Origin of the sequence: Pseudomonas sp. BLCC-B112 (assembly GCF_028550695.1) — a bacterium.
GTDB classification, from domain to species: Bacteria; Pseudomonadota; Gammaproteobacteria; order Pseudomonadales; family Pseudomonadaceae; genus Aquipseudomonas; species Aquipseudomonas danubii.
In genome coordinates this window covers 349,627-365,565 of record NZ_JAQQGK010000005.1, presented here as the reverse complement: position 1 = coordinate 365,565, position 15,939 = coordinate 349,627, and the positions used below count along the sequence as shown (strand labels likewise).

The window sequence follows — 15,939 nt, the reverse complement described above, 5'->3', positions numbered from 1 at the left end:
GTTTTCGGCGAGGGTTGCTCGTGATTGTTAGTCCCTGTAATGCACCAAACTTGTTTGCCAAACGGTTACGAAACGCACTGGTGACGGGCTCTGCGCTGGTCTGCCTGTTCGGCGCCGGTCAACTCATGGCATTCAACCTGGATGATGTGTCGGCCAAGGCCAAAGACTTGGCCGGGCAGAAGTATGAGGCCCCGCGCAGTAACCTGCCGAACGAGTTCCGTGAGATGAAGTTCGCGGACTACCAGAAAATCCGCTTCCTCAGCGAAAAAGCCGAATGGGCCAATCAGAAGACCCCGTTCAAGCTGTCGTTCTATCACCAGGGCATGCACTTCGACACGCCGGTGAAGATCAACGAGATCAGCGCCAACACTGTTTCCGAGATCAAGTACGACCCGAGTCGCTTCGATTTCGGCGACGTCAAGTTTGATCCCAAGGCCACCGAAAAGCTCGGCTATGCCGGTTTCCGTGTGCTGTACCCGATCAACAAGGCTGACAAGCAAGACGAAATCATGACCATGCTGGGCGCGAGCTACTTCCGCGTCATTGGCAAAGGCCACACTTATGGCCTGTCCGCTCGTGGTCTGGCGATCGACACCGCCCTGCCGTCCGGCGAAGAGTTTCCGCGTTTCAGCGAGTTCTGGATCCAGCAGCCCAAGCCAACCGACAAGCACCTGGTGATCTACGCCCTGCTGGACTCGCCACGGGCCACTGGCGCCTACCGCCTGACCCTGCGTCCGGGCGCCGACACCGTCGTCGACGTCAAGGCTCGGGTGTTCCTGCGTGACAAGGTGGGCAAGCTGGGCCTGGCCCCGCTGACCAGCATGTACCTGTTCGGCGCCAACCAGCCGTCGAAAGTCCTCAACTACCGCCGCGAGCTGCACGATTCCAGCGGCCTGTCGATCCATGCCGGCAACGGCGAGTGGATCTGGCGTCCTCTGAACAACCCGAAACACTTGGCCGTGAGCAACTTCTCGGTAGAGAACCCGCGTGGTTTCGGCCTGCTGCAGCGTGGCCGTGACTTCAGCCACTACGAAGACCTCGACGACCGCTACGACAAGCGCCCAAGCGCCTGGATCGAGCCCAAGGGCGACTGGGGCAAAGGCACCGTCGACCTGGTAGAGATCCCGACTGCGGACGAAACCAACGACAACATCGTGGCCTTCTGGAGCCCGGAAAAGCAGCCTGAACCGGGCCAGCCGCTGGACTTCGCCTACCGTATGCACTGGACCATCGACGAAGCCGCCCTGCATTCGCCTGACAGCGCCTGGGTGCAGCAGACCCTGCGCTCCACCGGTGACGTCAAGCAATCCAACCTGATTCGTCAACCCGATGGCAGCGTTGCCTACCTGGTGGACTTCCAGGGCCCATCCCTGGCGGCATTGCCGGAAAACGCCGAAGTGCGCAGCCAGGTCAGTGTTGGCGACAACGCCGAGCTGGTGGAAAACAGCGTTCGCTACAACCCGGAAACCAAAGGCTGGCGCCTGACTCTGCGGATGAAGATCAAGGATGCGAGCAAGGCCACCGAGATGCGGGCCGCGCTGGTGCGCAACATCCCGGTAGCCGAGCCGGCCAAGGCCTCGACGCCAAACTCCAACTCCTCCGTTGCCAAGGCCGACAAGATCGCCGCCAAGCAACAGGAGAAGAAGGAGAAGGAAGCCGCTGCGGCAGCGGCCAAGCAGGCTGACGCCAAGCCGGCCAAAGACGCCAAGAATGCCAAGGACCACAAAGACGCCAAGCAGCCTGCTGCCGAGGCGGCCCCAGCCACACCGGAACCGGTTAAAACTGAACAAGTCCTGACCGAGACCTGGAGCTATCAGTTGCCTGCCGATGAGTAACTCTCAACTACAGCCAGAGACTCTTGCCGAGTACCTGGCGCACTTGCCGATGTCGGATGCGCAGCGCGCGGAGCTCGCGGGCTGCCAGTCCTTCAGCGAACTGCACCAACGTCTGTCGTCAACGACCTTCGACGCTCCAACCGATGCCGCCCAGGTATCGGTGGGCCAGCGTCTGTCCCTGAGCACCGCCGCGGAACTCGAAGAAGCGGAGATGCTTGCGGTCGACGCCGAAGGTCGGGTCTGCCTCAAGGCCACGCCGCCGATCCGCCGCACCAAGGTGGTACCGGAGCCGTGGCGCACCAATATCCTGGTGCGCGGCTGGCGGCGCCTGACCGGGCGCACCAACCCGCCGGCGCCGAAGAAGGATGAGCGTGTGCTGCCGGCTGCCCGCTGGCGCACCGTGGGTTCGATCCGCCGCTACATCCTGCTGGTGCTGATGCTCGGCCAGACCATCGTCGCCGGCTGGTACATGAAAGGCATCATGCCGTATCAGGGCTGGTCCTTCGTCGACCTGGAAGAGGTGATGCACCAGCCGCTGATGCAGACCGCGCAGCAAGTGCTGCCCTATGCTCTGCAGACCAGCATCCTGATCCTCTTCGGCATCCTGTTCTGCTGGGTGTCGGCGGGTTTCTGGACTGCGTTGATGGGCTTCCTGGAGCTGTTGACCGGTCACGACAAGTACCGCATTTCCGGGGCCAGCGCCGGCAACGAGCCGATTCCCAAGGACGCGCGTACCGCACTGGTGATGCCGATCTGCAACGAAGACGTGCCGCGGGTGTTTGCCGGCCTGCGCGCCACCTTCGAGTCGGTGGCGGCTACTGGCGATCTGGATCGCTTCGACTTCTTCGTCTTGAGCGACAGCAACGACAGTGATATCTGCGTCGCCGAGCAGCAGGCCTGGCTGGATGTCTGCCGGGAAGCCAAGGGCTTCGGCAAGATCTTCTATCGCCGCCGCCGTCGTCGCGTGAAGCGCAAGAGCGGCAACCTCGACGACTTCTGCCGTCGCTGGGGCGGCGACTACAAGTACATGGTGGTGCTCGACGCCGACAGCGTGATGAGCGGCGAATGCCTGACCAGCCTGGTGCGCCTGATGGAAGCCACGCCGGACGCGGGGATCATCCAGACCGCGCCACGGGCCTCGGGCATGGACACGCTGTATGCGCGCATGCAGCAGTTCGCCACCCGGGTCTACGGCCCGCTGTTCACTGCCGGCCTGCACTTCTGGCAGTTGGGCGAGTCGCACTACTGGGGCCACAACGCGATCATCCGCATGAAGCCGTTCATCGAGCACTGCGCCCTGGCACCATTGCCCGGTAAAGGTGCCTTCGCCGGTGCGATCCTGTCCCACGATTTCGTTGAAGCCGCGCTGATGCGCCGTGCCGGCTGGGGCGTGTGGATTGCCTACGATCTGCCTGGCAGTTACGAAGAGCTGCCGCCGAACTTGCTGGACGAACTCAAGCGTGACCGGCGCTGGTGCCACGGCAACCTGATGAACTTCCGCCTGTTCCTGGTCAAGGGCATGCACCCGGTGCACCGCGCGGTGTTCCTCACCGGGGTGATGTCCTACCTGTCGGCGCCGTTGTGGTTCTTCTTCCTGGTGCTGTCCACGGCTCTGCTGGCGGTCAATACCCTGATGGAGCCGCAGTACTTCCTTGAACCGCGGCAGCTGTATCCGCTGTGGCCGCAGTGGCACCCGGACAAAGCCATCGCGCTGTTCTCCACGACTATCGTGCTGCTGTTCTTGCCCAAGCTGTTGAGCATCATCCTGATCTGGGCCAAGGGTGCGAAAGAGTTCGGCGGCAAGTTCAAGGTGACCCTGTCGATGCTTCTGGAGATGCTGTTCTCCATGCTGCTGGCGCCGGTGCGGATGATTTTCCACACCCGTTTCGTCCTGGCCGCGTTCCTCGGTTGGGCCGCGACCTGGAACTCGCCACAACGTGACGACGACTCCACGCCATGGAGCGAAGCCGTGCGCCGCCACGGTCCGCAGACCCTGCTGGGCTTCTGCTGGGCCTTGCTGGTGATCTGGCTGAACCCCAGCTTCCTCTGGTGGCTGGTGCCGATTGTCGGTTCGCTGATGCTGTCGATCCCGGTGTCGGTGATCTCCAGTCGTGTCGGTCTGGGCCTGAAGTCCCGTGACGAGAGTCTGTTCCTGATTCCCGAGGAATACGCTCCGCCCCAGGCGCTGCTGGCCACCGATCAGTACACCCACGAGAACCGCTGGCATGCGCTCAACGACGGCTTTATCCGCGCCGTTGTCGACCCGCAGCAGAACGCTCTGGCCTGTGCCCTGGCCACCTCCCGTCACACCCAGGCCGAGCCGATCGAGTGGCTGCGCCAGGAGCGGGTGCGCCATGCCCTGAAAGTCGGCCCGGCGGCCTTGAACAACAGCGAGCGCCTGGCGCTGTTGAGCGATCCGGTGGCCCTGGGACGCTTGCACCAGCAAGTCTGGAGCGAGGGCCACAGCGATTGGCTGGATGCCTGGCGCCAGTCGGTGGATGCTGATCCCCATGCGCCGCTGCTGCCGTTGCAGCCGCTGATGGCGGCGCCGCAACCGGCCTGAAGCCAACGCCCTTGAGCCTCCACTCAAGGGCGTTTTGCTTTGCGTGGCCAATAGCCCCGTATCCCCCCTTTGTAACAACAAAAATCCTTGTGCAAACGGCCGAGTGCGTTAGCATCGCTCCCGCAAATTTCTGTGCGTGATCGACAATGGCTTGATATCCGAAGATTTTCATTCCAGGCCCGCCGCGTGCAGACACCACAATAAAATGGCTTCAGGGGACTTGAGATGAAGAAGTATCTTTCGCTGCTGCTGGCAGGCGCCGCCGCCATGCTGGCGGTCACTACCGCCCAGGCTGGCGCCATCGATGACGCGGTCAAGCGCGGTACGCTGAAGGTCGGCATGGACCCGACCTACATGCCGTTCGAGATGACCAACAAGCGTGGCGAAATCATCGGCTTCGAAGTCGACCTGCTCAAGGCCATGGCCAAGTCCATGGGAGTCAAGCTGGAGTTGGTTTCCACTGGCTACGACGGCATTATCCCGGCCCTGCTCACCGACAAGTTCGACATGATCGGCAGCGGCATGACCCTGACCCAGGAACGCAACCTGCGCCTGAACTTCAGCGAGCCCTTCATCGTGGTCGGCCAGACCCTGCTGATCCGCAAAGACCTGGAAGGCACCATCAAGTCCTACAAGGACCTGAACAGCGCCGACTACCGCATCACCTCCAAGCTGGGCACCACTGGGGAAATGGTCGCCAAGAAGCTGATCGCCAAGGCCAAGTACCACGGCTACGACAACGAGCAGGAAGCGGTGCTGGACGTGGTCAACGGCAAGGCCGACGCCTTTATCTACGACGCCCCGTACAACGTGGTGGCGGTGAACAAGGTGGGCAACGGCAAGCTGACGTTCCTCGACAAGCCGTTCACCTACGAGCCTCTGGCCTTTGGCCTGAAGAAGGGTGACTACGACAGCATCAACTTCATCAACAACTTCCTGCACCAGATCCGCGAAGACGGCACCTACGATCGCATCCATGACAAGTGGTTCAAGAGCACCGAGTGGCTCAAGGACATGGAGTAACGCTGCTTGGGCGGTGCGGGTCGTTTCAGTGACCGCGCACCGTTCTCCTTCGCCGGCCAGCCGGCTCCTACGGGGGCATGTGTAGGCGCCGGCTGGCCGGCGAAAGCGTCTGATTTCGCAATACCCACTCCGGAACCTGCACAGCAATGAAACAGAAAAAAGCCCAATGGCCCTGGCACGTATTGACCGTGCTGGTGCTGATCGGCCTGGCCGGCGCCCTCTACTACGCCACCTCGCTGATGTCCTACGAATGGCGCTGGAATCGTGTCCCCCAATACTTCGTTTACCAGGCCGAAGAATCCCAGCGGGCGGCGGAGATCTCCACCGTCGCTGAGGTTGTGCGCCAGGGCGGCAAGGCTCAAGTCACCCTGCGCGGTGACTCGGGTGCCGAGCAGCATCTGAGTGTCGACGAAGGCAGCCTGCAGGTGGCTAGCGGCGATGACGTGGCCGAAGGCGACGTGATTGGCGTGACCCGGCATTGGGCGGCGGGCCCCCTGTTGTGGGGCTTGTGGACCACCTTGTGGCTGTCGGTGGTGTCTGGCGTATTGGGCCTGCTCATCGGCCTTGGCACCGGCCTGTGCCGGCTGTCCAGCAACCCGACCCTGCGCGACCTGTCGACGATTTATGTCGAGCTGGTGCGGGGGACGCCGCTGCTGGTGCAGATCTTCATTTTCTATTTCTTCATCGGCACGGTGCTCAACCTGTCCCGGGAGTTCGCCGGGATCGCCGCGCTGTCGCTGTTTACCGGGGCTTATGTGGCGGAAATCGTCCGTGCCGGGGTGCAGTCCATCACCCGCGGGCAGAACGAAGCGGCCCGCTCCCTGGGGCTCAGCGCCGGCCAGTCGATGCGTCACGTGGTACTGCCTCAGGCGTTCAAGCGAGTGCTGCCGCCCCTGGCCGGGCAGTTCATCAGCCTGGTCAAGGACACTTCGCTGGTGTCGGTGATCGCCATTACCGAGTTGCTCAAGAGCGGCCGGGAAGTCATTACCACCTCGTTCTCGCCGTTCGAGATCCTGTTCTGTGTGGCGGGCCTGTATTTGTTGATCAACCTGCCGCTGTCGAAGATGGCCAGTCGGCTTGAGCGGAGGCTCGCGCAAAGTGATTGAAGTCCGCGATCTGGTAAAAGTCTTCGACACCCGCGGCCAGGTGGTGCGTGCGGTGGATAACGTCACCACCCAGGTGGCCAAGGGCGAAGTGCTGGTGGTGATCGGTCCGTCGGGCTCCGGCAAGTCGACCTTCCTGCGTTGCCTCAATGGCCTGGAAGAGTTCGACTCGGGTTCGGTGAGCATCGACGGCTTGCAACTGGCCGATCCCAAGACCGATGTGAACGCCTATCGCCGGGAAGTCGGCATGGTGTTCCAGCATTTCAACCTGTTCCCCCACATGACCGTGCTGGAAAACCTCTGCCTGGCGCAGAAGGTGGTGCGCAAGCGGGGCAAGCAGGAGCGCGAGGCCAAGGCCCTGGCGTTGCTGGAGAAAGTCGGTATCGCACAGAAGGCCCACGAGTTTCCTTCGCGGCTTTCCGGCGGCCAGCAGCAGCGGGTGGCGATTGCCCGGGCCCTGGCAATGGAGCCCAAGGTCATGCTGTTCGATGAGCCGACCTCGGCCCTGGACCCGGAAATGGTCGGCGAGGTGCTGGATGTGATGAAGACCCTGGCCCTGGAAGGCATGACCATGGTTTGCGTCACTCACGAGATGGGTTTTGCCCGGGAAGTGGCGGATCGGGTGCTGTTTTTCGATCACGGCAAGCTGCTGGAAGATGCGGCGCCGGAGGTGTTCTTCGCTGCGCCGAAAGACCCTCGGGCCCAGGCTTTCCTGCGTCAGGTGTTGTGAGGCTTTCGCCGGCAAACCGGTTCCTACATCCCCTGTAGGAGCCGGCTTGCCGGCGAAGCGGTTCAGACCCTGAAACGCCCCACCAGGCTTTGCAGGTGAATTCCCAACCGCGCCAGCTCGGCGCTGGAGGCCGCGGTTTCTTCGCTGGCCGATGAAGTCTGTTCAGACACATCACGCACATTCAACACGCTGCGGTTGATCTCTTCCGCTACCGCGCTCTGCTGCTCGGCTGCCGCGGCGATCTGCTGGTTCATCGCCTGGATGGCCGACACGGTGCGGGTGATGTTCTCCAGCGACCCCCCGGCCCGGCGGGTCAGTTCAACGCTGCTGTCGGTGAGACTGCGGCTGGTGTCCAGGGTGCTGGCCACTTGCTGGGTGCCGCTTTGCAGGCCGACGATCAGCTCGGCAATCTCTTCGGTGGATTGCTGGGTGCGCTGGGCAAGACTGCGCACTTCGTCGGCAACCACGGCGAAACCACGTCCGGCTTCACCGGCCCGGGCCGCTTCGATGGCGGCGTTGAGGGCCAGCAGGTTGGTCTGCTGGGCCACCGACTTGATGACATCCAGTACGCTGCCGATCTTGTCACTTTCCTGCTTGAGGTGGCCCATGGCTTCGGTGGAGTGGCCTACCTCGCTGGCCAGGCGCTCGATCTGGGCAATGGCCTCGTTCACCACGCGATCACCCTCGCGGGCCTGCTGATCGGCGGCTACAGCGGCCTCTGAGGCCTCTTCGGCATTGCGCGCGACTTCCTGCACCGTGGCGGCCATTTCGTTCATGGCCGTGGCCACCTGATCGGTTTCCACCTTCTGGCTGTTGACCCCGGCGCTGGTCTGCTCGGTGACGGCCGATAACTGTTCGGCGGCGCTGGCGATCTGGGTCACGCCGTCGCTGATGCCACCGATCAGTTCCCGCAAGCCGAGGGTCATGCGTTGCATGGCTTTCTGCAGTTGGCCAAGTTCATCGTGGCGATCCACTGCCAGGTTCTGGCTGAGATCGCCGGCCGCCACACGTTCGGCGGCCTTGAGGGTCTGTTGCAGCGGCTGGATGATCTGTCGAGTGATGGCCCACGAGGCAATCAGGCCAAACACCAACGCCAGTACCGTGGCAATCAGCAGGGTGCTCTTGGCCTGGCTGGCATCGCTGTCACGCTTGGCGGTCTGTACGCTGGTCAATTGGTTGCTCAGTGTCATCAGCCGGTCGCCCTGGGCAGCCATGCGCAGGAGGGCCGCGGCACTGGCCTCTTCGGCGTCGCTGAAGTTGCTGACGGCCGCTCGGTAGGCTTTAAGCGAGTCACTGGCCTGCTGCAGGTTGGCGATGTGCTGCTCCGGCAGGCGGGTCGGCAGGCTGGAGAGGTTGTTCAGCGCGTTATCGATGGCATCCAGAGCCGGCTGTTTGGCTGCCGGCTTGGCGCTATAGGTGTAGCCACGCACCTGGAAGCGTGCCTGCTGGATCAGTTTGGAGAGGTCGATGACGCTGTTGAACTGAGCCACGCTGTCGCCTTGCAGCAGCGACTTCTCGACCTCGGTCACACGGGCCACGGCATTGTCGGCACTGGCGCCGAGCTGGGCCCGGGCGGCCTCGCGGCTGGTAGTGGCGCGGGTCATGTCGGCAAAGGCTTTCTGGTACTCGGCCACGGCGCTCAGTTGCTGGTCCAGCATGGCAATGCTTTCAGGTTGCTGCAGTTGCTCACGGGCAGCCCGCAGACCTTCGTCGAGTTGTTTGAGTATGTCGTTGACGGCGGCCGGGCCTTGGTCGCCATGGTGCATCTCGTAGTTGAGACGGGCGATGCGCAGGTCTTTGGTCATGCCATAGAGCGTGGAGATGTTGCCCAGTTTGTCGCCACGGTCGATCACTCGGCCCAGGCCAGTCCAGCCAGTGGCGGTGATCAACAGGGTCAGAAGCAGTACCAGGCCGAAGCCGATACCGAGTTTGCGGCTGACGCTTACATTTCCCAGGTTCCTGGCTAGCCAACGGTACATGCTGCGAACTCCCTTTTAGCAAGATGGGCTTAACCATAGGCTATCGGCGGGAGCGGTGGATTCTGTAGGTAGATGGCTAATTGATATTGCGGGTGAAAGCTCCGGCTGGCACGGAGCCTTTGCTCAAAACAGGCGTGAGAGGAGTGCTGTGACGGCGGTTTCGACCCGCAGGATGCGTTCACCCAGTTGCACCGGTTGCAGGCCGGCCTTGGCCAACAGATCGATCTCGTAGGGGATCCAGCCACCTTCGGGGCCGATGGCCAGGGTGACCGGTTCATCCAGGCCGCGGGGGCAGGGCGGGTACTGGCCGGGGTGTCCCACCAGGCCCAGGGTGCCTGCGCTGAGGGTCGGCAGGCGATCCTCGACGAAAGGCTTGAAGCGTTTTTCGATGACCACTTCAGGTAGCACGCTGTCGCGAGCCTGCTCCAGGCCGAGAATCAGCTGTTCACGAATGGCACCGGGTTCCAGGAACGGGGTTTGCCAGAAGCTCTTTTCCACCCGGTAGCTGTTGACCAGCACCAGCCGTGGCACGCCCATGGCGGCGACGGTCTGCAGCACTCGACGAAGCATCTTCGGGCGTGGCAGGGCCAGCACCATGGTCAGCGGCAGCTTGGCCGGGGGTGGCTGGTCCAGGGTGATTTGCAGCTCGGCTTCGGTGGCTTCCAGGCGCAGCACCTGGGCTGAACCCATCAGCCCGCCGATACGCCCGACCCGCAGGCTGTCGCCTACCGCTACCCGATGCACTTCCTGCATATGGGTCAGGCGCCGGTCGCGCAGCACCACCAGGTCGGCCGCGATGAAGTCGGCCTCTTCCAGAAGCAGCAGATTCACGCTTGGGTCGCTGGCGGCTGGTCGTTGTGATCGTCAGCCGGGGCATCGTCCGGGTGGTCGCCGCGCTTGCTGATCAGCCCGCCAAACAGCACGCCAACTTCGAACAGCAGCCACATGGGCACGGCCAGCAGGGTCTGGGAGAAGATATCCGGCGGGGTGAGAATCATGCCCACCACAAAGCAGCCAATGATCACGTAAGGCCGGATCTTCCTCAGGTAGGCCACGTTGACCACGCCGATCCACACCAGCAGCACCACCGCTACCGGGATTTCGAAAGCCACGCCGAAGGCGAAGAACAGGGTCATGACGAAATCGAGGTAGCTGGTGATGTCGGTCATCATCTCCACGCCGGCCGGAGTGGCGGCAGCGAAGAACTTGAAGATCAGCGGAAACACCAGGAAGTAGGCGAAGGCCATGCCGATGTAGAACAGCAGGATGCTCGACACCAACAGCGGTACGGCGATGCGCTTCTCATGCTTGTACAGCCCGGGGGCGATAAAGCCCCAGATCTGATGCAGGATCACCGGGATCGCCAGGAACAGCGAGACCATCATGGTCAGTTTCAGCGGGGTGAGAAACGGCGAGGCGACGTCGGTGGCGATCATCGTCGCACCCACCGGCAGGTACTGGCGCAGTGGCGTGGAGACGATGGTGTAGATCTGCTGGGTGAAGGCGAACAACCCGGCGAAGATGATGAAGATTGCCGCTACGCAGCGCAGCAGGCGGGTACGCAGCTCGGTGAGGTGCGACACCAGCGGCATGTGTTGGTCGTTCTCTGGGATATCGCTCATGGGGCTCGCGGCGGCAAAGTGGGGTCGTGGGGGGCCGTGGTGGCGGGTGTCGCCACCGGGGCCGCAGGCTCGGCAATCGGAGTCGTTGGCAGCGGCGCTTCGGTCACAGGGGCCGTTCCAGCTACCGGCGCAGAGCTTGGCGAGTGAATCGTCTGCTCGGCAATCGGTTCGACCGGAGTCGGTTGCTGCTGGGTCGGGGCGAGGATCTTCCGCGCTTCCTGCTCCAGGGACAGAATGTGCTCGTTGTGCAGTTGCCGGCGGATTTCGTCGGCCCCGATTTCACGTTCAACTTCCTGTTTTATCGCGTTGAAGCTGCGCTTCAGGCGCCCGACCCACAGGCCGGCGGTACGCGCCGCGCCAGGCAGGCGCTCGGGGCCGAGCACCAGCAGGGCCACCAGGCCCACCAGCAGCAGTTCAGAGAAGCTGATACCAAACATTAGTCAGTGCTCACGAGTCTTTGCGGGTCGGCTCTTCGACTTTTTGTGCCTGCACATCGATGGTGTGCGGCTGGTTCAGCGGAGCGCTTTGTTGTGGTTGAACCGGTGGCACGGGCTGTGCCGCTGGCGGTACTACGGGCTCGGCGGGCTTTTCGTCGTCGTTCATGGCCTTGCGAAAGCCCTTGATCGATTCGCCGACGTCGGTGCCCAGGTTCTTGAGCTTCTTGGTGCCAAATACCAGTACCACGACCACCAGGATGACGACCCAGTGTTTCCAGTCAAAAATGCCCATGCTGCGTTTCCTCTTAGAAAGTTGTTCAGGCGGACGGACGCGAGGCTTTCTCGGCGTGTCCAGACAGACCGAAGCGGCGATCCAGTTCATCGAGCACGGCCTGGGGGTGCTGACCCAACTGCGCCAGCATGACCAGGGTATGGAACCACAGGTCTGCGGTTTCATAGATCACATCGCTGCAGTCACCGCTGATGGCGGCGTCCTTGGCGGCGATGATGGTTTCCACCGATTCTTCACCGACTTTTTCCAGAATCTTGTTCAGCCCCTTGTGATACAGGCTGGCCACATAGGAGCTGTCGGCTGCTGCGTCTTTACGCTCTTCCAGCACTTGGGCCAGACGGGTGAGGGTATCGCTCATGTCAGTGTCCTGCAGAATAAATCGCGTGCGGGTCCTTGAGGACCGGTTCGACGGTTTTCCACTCGCCGTCTTCGTAGACGCGGTAGAAACAGCTGTGGCGGCCGGTGTGACAGGCAATGTCGCCGATCTGCTCGACCATCAGGATGATCACGTCAGCGTCGCAGTCCAGGCGCATTTCATGCAGCTTCTGCACGTGCCCGGACTCTTCGCCCTTGCGCCATAGCTTGCCACGGGAACGTGACCAATAGATGGCGCGGTTCTCGGCAGCGGTCAGGCTCAGGGCCTCGCGGTTCATCCAGGCCATCATCAGCACGCGCCCGGTCTTGTGATCCTGGGCGATGGCCGGCACCAGGCCGTCCGCATCCCACTTGATCTGGTCCAGCCAATCTTTCATTTTCGACTCCGACAACCGGGCTCAACCCGCTGGTGACGCCTCGGCGATTTCGACAGTTTGCCAGCAGGTCGCGCCACTGGCTATCGGCGAACGATCAGATACAAACCCACCGCAATCATGATGCCGGCAGGCCAGTGGCCCAGCTCATGCAGCGGACCGCCGGCGGCCAGAACGGCGCCGCCACCCAGATGGGCGGTGCCCAGCAGGCGCAGGAACCAGTCGTCCTTGCGCTTGTGCCAGGGCGCCGGAGGGTTGGCGGCGTGGGGCTGCGACATGCGTTCCAGCAGGTCGCGGGTCATGTTGGCCAGGTGGGGGAGCTGTTCGATCTGGTTGTGGATATTGCCGAACACGGCTTTCGGGCTGACCCGTTCGCGCATCCAGCGCTCGAGGAAAGGTTGCGCGGTGTTCCACAGGTCCAGGTCCGGGTACAGCTGGCGGCCCAGGCCTTCAATGTTGAGCAGGGTCTTCTGCAGCAGCACCAGCTGCGGCTGCACTTCCATGTTGAAGCGCCGGGCGGTCTGGAACAGGCGCATCAGTACCTGGCCAAAGGAAATGTCCTTCAACGGCTTTTCGAAGATCGGCTCGCACACGGTGCGAATCGCCGCCTCGAATTCGTTGAGCTTGGTTTCCGCCGGGACCCAGCCGGAATCAATGTGCAACTGGGCCACGCGGCGGTAGTCACGCTTGAAGAAGGCGAACAGGTTGCGCGCCAGGTAGTCCTGGTCTTCCGGGGTCAGGCTGCCGACGATGCCGCAGTCGATGGCGATGTACTGCGGGCTCCAGGGCTGCACGGTGCTGACGAAGATGTTGCCCGGGTGCATGTCGGCGTGGAAGAAACTGTCGCGGAACACCTGGGTGAAGAAGATCTCCACACCGCGCTCGGCGAGCATCTTCATGTCGGTGCGCTGGTCGGCCAGGGTTGCCAGATCGGTCACCTGAATGCCGTAGATGCGCTCCATCACCAGCACTTTCGGCCGGCACCAGTCCCAGTAGACCTGGGGCACATACAGCAGCGGCGAGCCTTCGAAGTTGCGCTTGAGCTGGCTGGCGTTGGCCGCCTCGCGCAGCAGGTCGAGCTCATCGTAGATGGTTTTCTCGTAGTCGCTGACCACGTCCACCGGGTGCAGCAGGCGCGCGTCGGCCGAAAGCTTTTCCGCGGCGCGGGCGAGAATGAATAGCCACGCCAGGTCCTGGGCGATGATTGGCTTGAGCCCGGGGCGGATCACCTTGACCACCACTTCTTCACCGGTCTTGAGCTTGGCGGCGTGGACCTGGGCCACCGAGGCCGAGGCCAGCGGCTCGATATCGAAGCGGCTGAACACGTCGCTGATCTTTTTGCCCAGTTGCTCTTCGATCAGGGCCACGGATTTCTGCGAATCGAACGGTGGCACCCGGTCCTGCAGCAGCATCAGTTCGTCGGCGATGTCTTCCGGCAGCAGGTCGCGGCGGGTGGAGAGGATCTGCCCGAACTTGATGAAGATCGGCCCCAGGTCCTGCAGCGCCAGGCGCAGCCGGGCACCGCGGCTCAGTTCCAGCGGCTTGCGCGGGAACCAGCGCCAGGGCAGGGCGAAGCGCAGGGCCAGGAGAAACCAGGGCAATGGCAGGGCAAACAGCAGGTCATCGAGGCGGTAACGGATCACGACGCGCTGGATGCGCAACAGACGGCGGACGGCAAGCAGCTTCATGCGTTATCGCTTGGGTCAAGGGAGCGGGAAAGGCGCTCGAAGCGCGCCTCGAGACGTTCCAGGTCGAGTTTGGCCTGATCCAGCTCACGAAAGCGCGCTTCGGCTTCGCGCTGACCCACCAGGGTGCGCGATTCTTCGGCGAGGAATTCGGCGAGGTTCTGATTCAGGCTGGCAAATCCTTGCTGATACCAGCGGGCGCGGCTGCGCACATGGCCACTGAACAGTTGGGTGGCCACGGGGCCCAGCCACCGGGACAGTTCGTATTCCCAGTCCAGCTCCAGGTCCTGGAGGATGGCCGCCAGGTCCAGCAGCACGCCGCTGTCGCCTTCCAGCTCTACTTCGGGGCTGTGCAGGATCGCGGTCTTGTCCTTGCTCAGTGCCAGGCGCATCAGGCTTGAAGCCGGTGCGCGGAGGGTGCAGTCAGGGTCCGCAGCCCACTGGGAGGCCAGCATCAGGCCTTCGTCGCTAGGCAGGATGAACAGCTGCAATGCCGGGTTGCGGCAATCCACTGCGATCACCTTGCCATTGAGGTGCTGCAGGCGCGGCAGGGCCGTACTGTCCAGACGCAACACCCGATTGATGCCGGTCTCGACGCTGGCGAGCAGGCCGCTGAGCAACATCAGGGCTTGATGCCGCGGTGCAGGGCGACGATGCCTGCGGTCATGTTGTGATAGGTCACGCGGTCGAAACCGGCCTCGACCATCATCGACTTCAGGGTTTCCTGGTTGGGGTGCATGCGGATCGATTCGGCCAGGTAGCGATAGCTCTCCGAGTCGTTGGTGATCAGCTTGCCGGCCAGGGGCATGAAGGCGAACGAATAGGCGTCGTAGACCTTGGACATCAGCGCGTTGGTCGGCTTGGAGAACTCCAGCACCAACAGCCGGCCGCCGGGCTTGAGCACTCGCAGCATGGAGCGCAGGGCATCTTCTTTATGGGTGACGTTGCGCAGGCCGAAGGCGATGGTCACGCAGTCGAAATGGTTGTCCGGGAAGGGCAGTTTTTCCGCATCGGCCTGGACGAATTCGACGTTGCCGGCCACACCCAGGTCCAGCAGGCGGTCGCGACCGACCTTGAGCATGGACTCGTTGATGTCGGCCAATACCACTTGGCCAGTAGGGCCTACCAGGTGGGAGAAGCGCTTGGTCAGGTCGCCAGTGCCGCCCGCGATGTCCAGTACGCGATTGCCGGCGCGTACGCCCGACAGCTCGATGGTGAAGCGTTTCCACAAACGGTGCATGCCGCCGGACAGTACGTCATTCATCAGGTCGTACTTGGCCGCTACCGAGTGGAACACTTCTGCGACTTTTTCCGCCTTCTGGCTTTCAGGAACGTTCTTGAAGCCGAAGTGCGTGGTGGGTTCGGCATCGCTGCCTTTGCGCTGATCAGTCATATCGCTGTCACCAAAAGAGAATGCGCGACATTCTAATGCCGGTGGCGGTCTTTGTCTTGGCAAGGCTGAATGTAAGATAGCGATCCGCCGGGACGTTTTGACGCACTCAGGGTCAAGATGCTTCAGGCAAGTCCCGAAACAGCAGGAGTCCTTCAATGGCCCGTATTAGTGTTGAACGTGCCCATGGCCTGGGTAAGCAGGTGGCCCGTGAAAAGGCCGACAAACTGGCGCAGAAACTCGCCGATCAGTATGGCCTGGAGCCGCAATGGGCAGGGGATACCCTGAATCTCAAGCGCTCAGGCGTCAAAGGCGCGGTGCATGTGGGCGAAGAATCGATCCGTATCGATGTGGAACTGGGGCTGTTGATGTCCGCCATGAGCGGCACCATCAAGTCGGAAATCGAAAAGGCCCTGGACAAGGCCCTGACCTGAGTCCACCCGCAGGAGCCGGCTTGTCGGCGCATCGCAGGCACGGCAACGGTGCCAGGCAAAGCGCCTCGCCGGCCAGCAGGCTCCTACATGATTTGAT

At 62.5% G+C, this 15,939-nt stretch carries 16 protein-coding genes and 1 pseudogene; 6 read left to right on the top strand and 11 right to left on the bottom strand.

Annotated features, from left to right (window positions below; translation table 11 throughout):
• Positions 1–20 precede the first annotated feature (20 nt).
• The 5 genes from PQT43_RS15515 to PQT43_RS15495 all read left to right on the top strand — a co-directional run bounded on the left by PQT43_RS15515 (position 21) and on the right by PQT43_RS15495 (position 7,254).
• Positions 21–1,835, top strand: a complete 1,815-nt coding sequence (locus PQT43_RS15515) for a glucan biosynthesis protein G (protein ID WP_102882204.1) — start codon at positions 21–23, stop codon at positions 1,833–1,835.
• Positions 1,828–4,398 (top strand): glucans biosynthesis glucosyltransferase MdoH, encoded by a 2,571-nt coding sequence (gene mdoH, locus PQT43_RS15510; protein WP_102882100.1) that lies wholly within the window; start codon positions 1,828–1,830, stop codon positions 4,396–4,398. Before PQT43_RS15515 ends, mdoH begins: the two co-directional genes overlap by 8 nt.
• 225 nt (positions 4,399–4,623) lie before the next feature.
• Positions 4,624–5,421, top strand: coding sequence for a transporter substrate-binding domain-containing protein (locus tag PQT43_RS15505; protein WP_102862775.1), 798 nt, complete (start codon positions 4,624–4,626; stop codon positions 5,419–5,421).
• Positions 5,422–5,567: 146 nt separating this feature from the next.
• A complete protein-coding gene (locus tag PQT43_RS15500) occupies positions 5,568–6,527 on the top strand; it encodes an amino acid ABC transporter permease (RefSeq protein WP_102862776.1) in 960 nt (319 codons plus the stop codon).
• Positions 6,520–7,254: an amino acid ABC transporter ATP-binding protein gene (locus tag PQT43_RS15495; protein WP_102862777.1), complete on the top strand. Its 735-nt coding sequence runs from the start codon at positions 6,520–6,522 to the stop codon at positions 7,252–7,254. Before PQT43_RS15500 ends, PQT43_RS15495 begins: the two co-directional genes overlap by 8 nt.
• Positions 7,255–7,316: 62 nt before the next feature.
• Here PQT43_RS15495 and PQT43_RS31455 read toward each other — a convergent pair whose 3' ends face one another.
• From PQT43_RS31455 to ubiE, 11 genes and pseudogenes are all read right to left on the bottom strand, one after another.
• Positions 7,317–8,030, bottom strand: a complete 714-nt coding sequence (locus PQT43_RS31455; protein WP_370511284.1) for a methyl-accepting chemotaxis protein — start codon at positions 8,028–8,030, stop codon at positions 7,317–7,319.
• A gap of 144 nt (positions 8,031–8,174) precedes the next feature.
• A pseudogene (locus PQT43_RS31450) lies at positions 8,175–9,233 on the bottom strand (methyl-accepting chemotaxis protein); the annotation flags it as partial.
• 123 nt (positions 9,234–9,356) lie between these two features.
• The gene (locus PQT43_RS15485; protein ID WP_253084285.1) at positions 9,357–10,064 is read right to left on the bottom strand and encodes a 16S rRNA (uracil(1498)-N(3))-methyltransferase; all 708 of its coding nucleotides are present in this window, start codon (positions 10,062–10,064) and stop codon (positions 9,357–9,359) included.
• Positions 10,061–10,855 carry a twin-arginine translocase subunit TatC gene (gene tatC / locus PQT43_RS15480; RefSeq protein WP_102862780.1) on the bottom strand — a complete coding sequence of 265 codons (795 nt, stop codon included), beginning with the start codon at positions 10,853–10,855 and terminating at the stop codon, positions 10,061–10,063. The genes PQT43_RS15485 and tatC overlap by 4 nt, the downstream gene beginning before the upstream one ends.
• Positions 10,852–11,292, bottom strand: coding sequence for a Sec-independent protein translocase protein TatB (gene tatB, locus PQT43_RS15475; protein WP_102882095.1), 441 nt, complete (start codon positions 11,290–11,292; stop codon positions 10,852–10,854). The genes tatC and tatB overlap by 4 nt, the downstream gene beginning before the upstream one ends.
• Before the next feature lie 10 nt (positions 11,293–11,302).
• Entirely contained in the window at positions 11,303–11,584 is a 282-nt protein-coding gene (locus PQT43_RS15470) for a twin-arginine translocase TatA/TatE family subunit (RefSeq protein ID WP_102862782.1), read from the bottom strand.
• A 25-nt stretch (positions 11,585–11,609) separates the two neighbouring features.
• A complete protein-coding gene (locus PQT43_RS15465; RefSeq protein WP_011058798.1) occupies positions 11,610–11,942 on the bottom strand; it encodes a phosphoribosyl-ATP diphosphatase in 333 nt (110 codons plus the stop codon).
• A 1-nt stretch (position 11,943) separates the two neighbouring features.
• Positions 11,944–12,336, bottom strand: coding sequence for a phosphoribosyl-AMP cyclohydrolase (gene hisI, locus PQT43_RS15460; protein ID WP_011058799.1), 393 nt, complete (start codon positions 12,334–12,336; stop codon positions 11,944–11,946).
• Between the two features lie 80 nt (positions 12,337–12,416).
• Positions 12,417–14,021: a ubiquinone biosynthesis regulatory protein kinase UbiB gene (gene ubiB / locus PQT43_RS15455; RefSeq protein WP_102862784.1), complete on the bottom strand. Its 1,605-nt coding sequence runs from the start codon at positions 14,019–14,021 to the stop codon at positions 12,417–12,419.
• Entirely contained in the window at positions 14,018–14,641 is a 624-nt protein-coding gene (locus PQT43_RS15450; RefSeq protein WP_102882093.1) for a ubiquinone biosynthesis accessory factor UbiJ, read from the bottom strand. Before PQT43_RS15450 ends, ubiB begins: the two co-directional genes overlap by 4 nt.
• On the bottom strand, positions 14,641–15,411 hold the full coding sequence (gene ubiE / locus PQT43_RS15445) for a bifunctional demethylmenaquinone methyltransferase/2-methoxy-6-polyprenyl-1,4-benzoquinol methylase UbiE (RefSeq protein WP_011058802.1): 771 nt from the start codon (positions 15,409–15,411) through the stop codon (positions 14,641–14,643). The genes PQT43_RS15450 and ubiE overlap by 1 nt, the downstream gene beginning before the upstream one ends.
• A gap of 155 nt (positions 15,412–15,566) precedes the next feature.
• On the opposite strand from ubiE, the gene PQT43_RS15440 reads away from it, so the two are divergent.
• A complete protein-coding gene (locus tag PQT43_RS15440; protein ID WP_102862786.1) occupies positions 15,567–15,842 on the top strand; it encodes a polyhydroxyalkanoic acid system family protein in 276 nt (91 codons plus the stop codon).
• Positions 15,843–15,939: the final 97 nt, after the last annotated feature.